General features: G+C 74.1%; 4 protein-coding genes. 3 read left to right on the forward strand and 1 reads right to left on the reverse strand.

Going from position 1 to position 7,078, the window contains the following annotated elements; all coding sequences use genetic code 11:
• The 3 genes from K6I33_RS28800 to K6I33_RS28810 all read left to right on the forward strand — a co-directional run.
• A partial coding sequence (locus K6I33_RS28800) for an amino acid adenylation domain-containing protein (protein ID WP_229357471.1) occupies nt 1-4,043 on the forward strand: 4,043 nt, incomplete at its 5' end.
• Between the two features lie 4 nt (nt 4,044-4,047).
• Entirely contained in the window at nt 4,048-4,251 is a 204-nt protein-coding gene (locus K6I33_RS28805; protein ID WP_229357472.1) for an MbtH family protein, read from the forward strand.
• Nucleotides 4,252-4,298: 47 nt separating this feature from the next.
• Complete coding sequence (locus K6I33_RS28810; RefSeq protein ID WP_229357474.1) at nt 4,299-5,666, forward strand: DHA2 family efflux MFS transporter permease subunit; 1,368 nt, start codon at nt 4,299-4,301, stop codon at nt 5,664-5,666.
• A gap of 56 nt (nt 5,667-5,722) precedes the next feature.
• Here K6I33_RS28810 and fes read toward each other — a convergent pair whose 3' ends face one another.
• Nucleotides 5,723-6,943 (reverse strand): enterochelin esterase, encoded by a 1,221-nt coding sequence (fes, locus tag K6I33_RS28815; RefSeq protein WP_229357473.1) that lies wholly within the window; start codon nt 6,941-6,943, stop codon nt 5,723-5,725.
• Between the last annotated feature and the right edge of the window lie 135 nt (nt 6,944-7,078).

Here is a 7,078-nt window from a genome sequence, read left to right on the forward strand (position 1 = left end):
ACCGGGACGCCGACCCGGACCGGCCCACCCTCGTGCCCGTACCGCGCACCGAGCGGATGCCGCTCTCCCCGGCCCAGAAGCGGCTGTGGTTCATGTACCGCCTCGAAGGCCCCAGCCCCACCTACAACATCCCGCTGCTGCTCACCCTCACCGGCCCCGTCGACCAGGACGCGCTGCGCCTCGCCCTCGCCGACCTCGCCGAGCGCCACGAGACGCTGCGCACCCTCTACCCGGCCCTCGACAACGAGCCCCACCAGCTGATCCTCACCCCCGAGCAGGCCCGCCCCGAGCTGCGCGTCGCACCGCTCGACGCCGACCTCGCCGAGGCCGTGCGCCACTCCTTCGACCTGGCAGAAGAACTCCCGCTGCGCGTCACCCTCTTCTCGGACGGCGGCGAGCGGCACACCCTGCTGCTCCTGCTCCACCACATCGCCGGCGACGGCGCCTCCACCACCCCCCTCGCCCGCGACCTCGCCGCCGCCTACACCGCCCGCGCGGCCGGCCGGGCCCCCGGCGCGGCCCCCCTGACCGTCCAGTACACCGACCACACGGCCTGGCAGCAGCGGCTCCTCGGCACCGCCGACGCGCCGACCCCCGCCGCCGTCCGCATGCTCGACCACTGGAAGGCGGCCCTCGCCGGCCTGCCCGACCAGCTCGAACTCCCCACCGACCGGCCGCGCCCCGCCATCGCCTCCACCGCGGGCGCCACCGTGCCCTTCGAGCTCGGCCCCGAGGCCCACGCGGCGCTCGCCGCGCTCACCCGCGCGAGCGGCACGAGCGTCTTCATGGCCGTCCAGGCCGCCCTCGCCGCCCTCCTCACGCGCTACGGCTGCGGCACCGACATCCCGCTGGGCACCCCCGTCGCCGGACGCGACGACGACACCACCGCCGACCTCGTCGGCTTCTTCGTCAACACCCTCGTCCTGCGCACCGACACCTCCGGCGACCCCACCTTCCGCGCCCTCCTGGAGCGCGTCCGCACCACCACGCTGGCCGCCCACGAGCATGCCGACCTGCCCTTCGACCGGCTCGTCGAGGAGCTCAACCCGCCCCGCTCGCTGGCCCGCCACCCCCTCTTCCAGGTGATGCTCGCCTGGCAGTCGATGCCCGACGCCGCCTTCGCCATGGGACCGGACCTCGCCGCGCGGATGACCGCGATGCCCACCGGCACCGCGAAGTTCGATCTCACCCTCAACGCCGGCGAGCGGCCCGGCGGCGGCATATCCGGCTTCCTGGAGTTCCGCACCGACCTCTTCGACACCGCCACGGCGGAACGTCTCTCCGCCCACCTCACCCGGCTGCTCACCGCCGCCGCGACCGACCCCGACACCCCCGTCGGCCGCCTGGCGCTCCTCGACGAGGCGGAGCTGCACCGCTCCCTCGTCGAGTGGAACGCGGGCGAGGACACGAGCGTCCCCGAGCGGCGCACCCTCGTCGAGCTGTACGAGGACGCCGCCCGCCGCCACCCCGGCCGTACGGCCGCGACCTGCGACGGCGCGTCCCTCACCTACGCCGAGCTGTCCGCCCGCGCCAACCGCCTGGCCCGGCTGCTCGCCGGACGCGGCATCGGCCCCGGCGCCATCGTCGCCCTCGCCCTGCCGCGCTCCCTGGAGCTCGTCACCGGTCTGCTGGCCGCCGCCAAGTGCGGCGCCGCCTACCTCCCCATGGACCCGGACTACCCGGCCGACCGGCTCGCCTACATGCTCGCCGACGCCGCCCCGGCCGCCGTCGTCACCGACACCGCGACCGCCGCCCGGATCCCGGCGCACGACCTGCCGGTCGTCCTCGTCGACGGCACCGACGCCGACGCGTACGCGACCGCCGACCTCACCGACGCCGACCGCACCCGCGCCCAGCGCCCCGGCGACGCCGCCTACGTCATCTACACCTCGGGCTCCACCGGCCGCCCCAAGGGCGTCCCCGTCACCCACCACAACGTCACCCGGCTGTTCTCCGCCACCGACCACTGGTTCGGCTTTGACGAGAACGACGTGTGGACCCTCTTCCACTCCTACGCCTTCGACTTCTCCGTCTGGGAGATGTGGGGCGCGCTGCTGCACGGCGGCCGGCTCGTCGTCGTCCCCCACCTCGTCAGCCGCGACCCGGCCGCCTTCCTCGGCCTGCTCGCCGACGAGGGCGTGACCGTCCTCAACCAGACGCCGTCCGCCTTCTACCAGCTGATGGCCGCGGACTCCCAAAGGGACAAGGGTACGAACCCCGGCCACGAACTGGCCCTGCGGTATGTCGTCTTCGGCGGCGAGGCCCTCGAACTCGGCCGCCTCGACGACTGGTACGCCCGCCACGCCGACGACGCGCCGACGCTCGTCAACATGTACGGCATCACCGAGACCACCGTGCACGTCTCGTACATGGCCCTCGACCGGGCGAGCGCCGCCGCCGGCACCTCCAGCACCATCGGCGTCAACATCCCCGACCTGCGCGTCTACGTCCTCGACCCGTACCTCCAGCCCGTGCCGCCCGGCGTCACCGGCGAGATGTACGTCGCGGGCGAGGGCCTGGCCCGGGGCTACCTCGGCCGGCACGCCCTCACGGCGGAACGATTCGTCGCCGACCCCTTCGCCCATCTCTTCGGCGAGTCCGGCAGCCGGATGTACCGCTCCGGCGACCTCGCCCGCCGCCGCCCCGACGGCACCCTCGAGTACTTCGGCCGCGCCGACCACCAGGTGAAGATCCGCGGCTTCCGCATCGAGCTCGGCGAGATCGAGGCCGTCCTCGCCGACCACCCCGCCGTCGCCGACGCGGCCGTCGTCGTCCGCGAGGACACCCCCGGCGACAAGCGCCTCGTCGCCTACGCCGTCCCCACCCGCGCTCTCACCCCGGCCGAGCTCCGCGACCACACCCGCGGCGAACTCCCCGGCCATATGGTCCCCTCCGCCGTCGTCCTCCTCGACCGGCTGCCGCTGACCGCCAACGGCAAGCTCGACCGCAAGGCCCTCCCGGCCCCCGACCTCGCCACCGCCGTCACCGAGGGACGCGCCCCGCGCGGCCCCCGCGAGGAACAGCTCTGCGCGATCTTCGCCGACGTCCTGGGCCTTCCCCGGGTCGGCGTGGACGACAACTTCTTCGACCTGGGCGGCCATTCGCTGCTCGCCGTGCGCCTCGCCGGACGGGTCAAGGAGGCCCTCGGCACGGACACCGGCATCGGCACGGTCTTCCAGGCCCCGACCCCGGCCGCGCTGGCCGCCGCCCTCGATACCGAGGCCGGGACCACCGACGCCCTGGACGTCCTGCTGCCCCTGCGCCCGGCGAAGGACGGCGACAAGGCACCGCTGTACTGCGTCCACCCCGCCGGCGGCCTGAGCTGGTGCTACGCCGGACTCATCCGCCACCTCCCCGCCGACGTGCCGATCTACGGCCTCCAGGCCCAGGGCGTCGGCCCCGCCACGGCCGCCGAGCCGCTGCCCGCCACCCTGGAGGAGCTGGCCGCCCACTACGTCGACCGGCTCCGCGAGGTGCGGCCGGAGGGCCCGTACCGGCTGATGGGCTGGTCCACCGGCGGCATCATCGCCCAGGCCATGGCCACCCGGCTCCAGGACCTCGGCGCGGAGGTCGAACTGCTCGCCATCCTCGACGCCTACCCCGCCGAGGGCTTCCGCGAGCTGCCCGTGCCCGACCAGGCCGAGGCCCTGGAGGCGCTGCTCACCATGGGCGGCCACGGCCCCGACAGCCTGGAGGGCAGGCCGCTGGAGCTGGAGAACGTCATCGAGGTGCTGCGCCGCGAGGGCTCCCCGCTGGCCAGCCTCGACGACGCCACCTTCGACGCCCTCAACCGCACCTACCTCAACACCAACCACCTGGTGCGCGCCTTCGACCACCGCGTCTTCAAGGGCGACGTGCTCTTCTTCCGGGCCACCGTCGACACCATCGACGACACCCTCACCCCCGACACCTGGACCCCCTATGTGACCGGGCGGATCGACAACACCAATGTCGCCTGCTCGCACAAGGACATGACCCTGCCCGAACCGATCGCGCACATCGCGAGCGTCATCGCCGACCGCCTTCAGAACCTGGAGAACTGACCCCATGAGCGACGCACCCGCCAACCCCTTCGACGGCGACGGAGAGTTTCTCGTCCTCGTCAACGCCGAGGGGCAGCACAGCCTCTGGCCGGGCTTCGCCGGCGTGCCCGAGGGCTGGACGACCGTCCACGGGCCCTGCGCCCGGCAGTCGGCCACCGACTGGATCACCGAGAACTGGACCGATCTGACCCCGGTCTCCGCCCGGTGAGGGGGCTCCCTCCGCGCATCGCCGTCGTGGTCGTCTACACGGCGGCGATGTGCATGAACGGGCTCGACTCCACCATCGTCAACCCGGCGCTGCTCACCATCGCCCGGGACTTCGGCGAACCGGTGTCGGCGGCCAACACCGTCGAGGTGGCCTTCCTCGTCGCGCTCGCCGTGGCCCTGCCCGTCGCGGGCTGGCTCGGCGACCGCTTCGGCACCAAGAAGGTCTTCCTCGGCGCGCTGGCCGTCTTCACGGCGGCCTCCGCGGTCTGCGGACTGGCCCAGGACCTGCCGACGCTGGTCCTCGCGCGCGTCGTCCAGGGCATCGCGGGCGGGCTGCTGACGCCCGTCGGCATGACCCTGCTCTTCCGGGCCTTCCCGCCGCACGAGCGGATGAAGCTGTCCAAGGTGCTCATCGTGCCGACCGCGCTGATGCCCGCGCTCGGCCCGCCGCTCGGCGGCTTCCTGACCGAGCACCTGTCCTGGCACTGGCTGTTCTTCGTGAACGTGCCGATCGGCGCGGCCGCCGTGCTCCTCGGCGTGCTGGGGCTGACGGAGCACACGGAAGGATCCGAGGGCTTCGACCTGACGGGCTTCCTGCTGGCGACCCCCGCGCTGGGCCTGCTCACCTACGCGCTGGGCTTCGGCCCCGCGCACGGCTGGACCACGCCGCCGGTCCTGGTCTCCGGCGTGCTCGGGCTCGTGCTGCTGGCCTCGGGTTGCGTCCACCTGCTCAGGGCGCGCACGCCCCTGCTGGAACTGCGGCTGCTCGCCGACAAGGTGTTCGCGTCCGCCACGGTCCTCGCGCTGGTCACCTCGGCCGGGCTGATGGGCGTGCTCTTCGCGTTCCCGCTGCTCTACCAGGCCGCGCTGGGCGCCTCGGCCCTGGACGCCGGGCTGAGCGTCTTCCCGGAGGCGCTCGGGCTGATGCTGGCCTCCCAGGTGGCCGACCGGCTGATGCCCCGCCTCGGGCCCCGGTGGCTCGCCGTGCCCGCCCTGCTGCTGGCGACGGCGGTCTTCGGCGCGCTGGCCGTGCCGGGCGTGGCCGAGAACGCGTGGGCCGTGCGGGCGCTGATGTTCTGCGTGGGCCTGGTGCTGGGGACGGCCGTGCTCACCGTGCAGATCGCCGGGTTCGCGGACGTGCCGCCCCCGGCCATGGGCCAGGCCATGGGCCTGTTCACCATCGTGCGCACCCTCGGCGGCGCGCTCGGCATCGCGGCCGTCGCCGCGGTGATCTCCGCCTGGGGCGGCTCCGGCACCCATGAGGCGGACCCGGCCCCGTACCGGGCCGCCATCGCGGTCACCGCGGGCCTCGTCGCGCTCGGCACGCTGTGCGCGCTGCGGATGCCCAAGGAGGCCCCGGCGCCCCCGCCCTTCGACGACGAGCCGCAGGACGAGGGACTGCCGGCGGCGGCCTGACACCGAAGAAGCCCCCCACACGCCGCGCGTGGGGGGCTTTCTCGTTGCTCGCTGCTCTACCTTCCCAGTAGCCCCACGAGGCCGTCGGCGAGGCCGCCGCGCCAGCAGGCGTAGTCGTGGCCGCCGTTGAACTCGCGGTAGTCCACGTCGTAGCCGCGCGCCTGGAGCACGTCGCGCAGGTGGCGGTTCTGCGGGAGGAGCATCCACTCCTGGAGGCCCACCTCCAGATGGAAGCGGACGGGCAGCTTCTCGCGCGTCGCGAACTGCCGGGTCAGCCACTCGCTGCCGCCGTCGAACTCGGTCCCGTCCGGCCACCAGAAGGAGCCCGACTGCGACAGCGCGTTCCCGAACCGGTCCGGTCGACGGAAGGAGGCGAACGCTGCCGTAAGGCCGCCCGCGCTCTGCCCCGCGACGACCGTACGGGCCGGGTCGCCCGTCACCCCGTACTCCCGCGCCGCCCACGGCAGCAGCACGTCCGCCAGCCAGTCGACGAACTCCTCGCTGCAGCTGAGGTCGGCCATCCGCCGGTCGCGGCCCATGGTCTCCACCATCAGGGTCACGGTCGGGGGGATCCGGCCGTCATGGTGGAGATTGTCCAGCGTCGCCCCGAAGTCCAGCACCGGGCCCCACATCTCGCCGTCCAGCAGCACGGCGACGGAGTACGGGCCGTCGTCCGGTGCGTGCCCGGCGGGGAGATGCACGCTCACACGCCGCCCGTCGGCCTCCGCGGCGACACGGGCGCCGCGCGCCGCGGCGGCGCGGGCAGCGGCCCACGCCTGGGCCGGCGCGTCGGGCAGCTCCAGCACGGAGGACGGGTTGCGGCCGTCACGGGCCGCGAGCGAGGGCCCCGCGGCCAGCGGATCGGGCAGCGCCTCGTCCAGCACGCGCAGCCAGCTGCGCCGGTCGGTGCGCAGGGCGTCCTCGCGGGAGCCGCGGTGCACGGAGAACTGGTACGAGGCCCGGTGATCCGCCCGCAGCCGGTGACTGATCGCCCACACATCGGTGCCGGGCACCCTCGCCATGAGGTGAGGGGCGAGGTCGCGGGCGTGCCGGTCCTTGTCGGTGACGGTGTGGAGCAGGGCGAGGACGTGGGCGGCGGGGTCGGCGGGGTCGTCGCGCCAGAGGAAGGTGACGAGGCGCCAGGCGTCGTTCCCTTCGGGGTCGGGTTCGACGAGGGGGGTGCCGTGCGCCGCGACGCGCTTCCAGAAGGCGTCAACGGTGCCGGGCTCGCCGGCCGCCGCGGCCAGCTCCCGCAGTATCGGGCTCTGCGTGTCCACGTGACTTCCTTTCGGTGGCAGGTTGCCGTGGGGGGAGGAGGAGGCCCCGGTCCCGCCCTTTCACCGTTTCCGAGGGGGCTGCCGCCCCCTCGAACCCCCGCTGGGCTGATCGGGGGTCCGGGGGCGGAGCCCCCG

Source organism: Streptomyces sp. UNOB3_S3 (assembly GCF_020740895.1).
GTDB lineage: Bacteria > Actinomycetota > Actinomycetes > Streptomycetales > Streptomycetaceae > Streptomyces.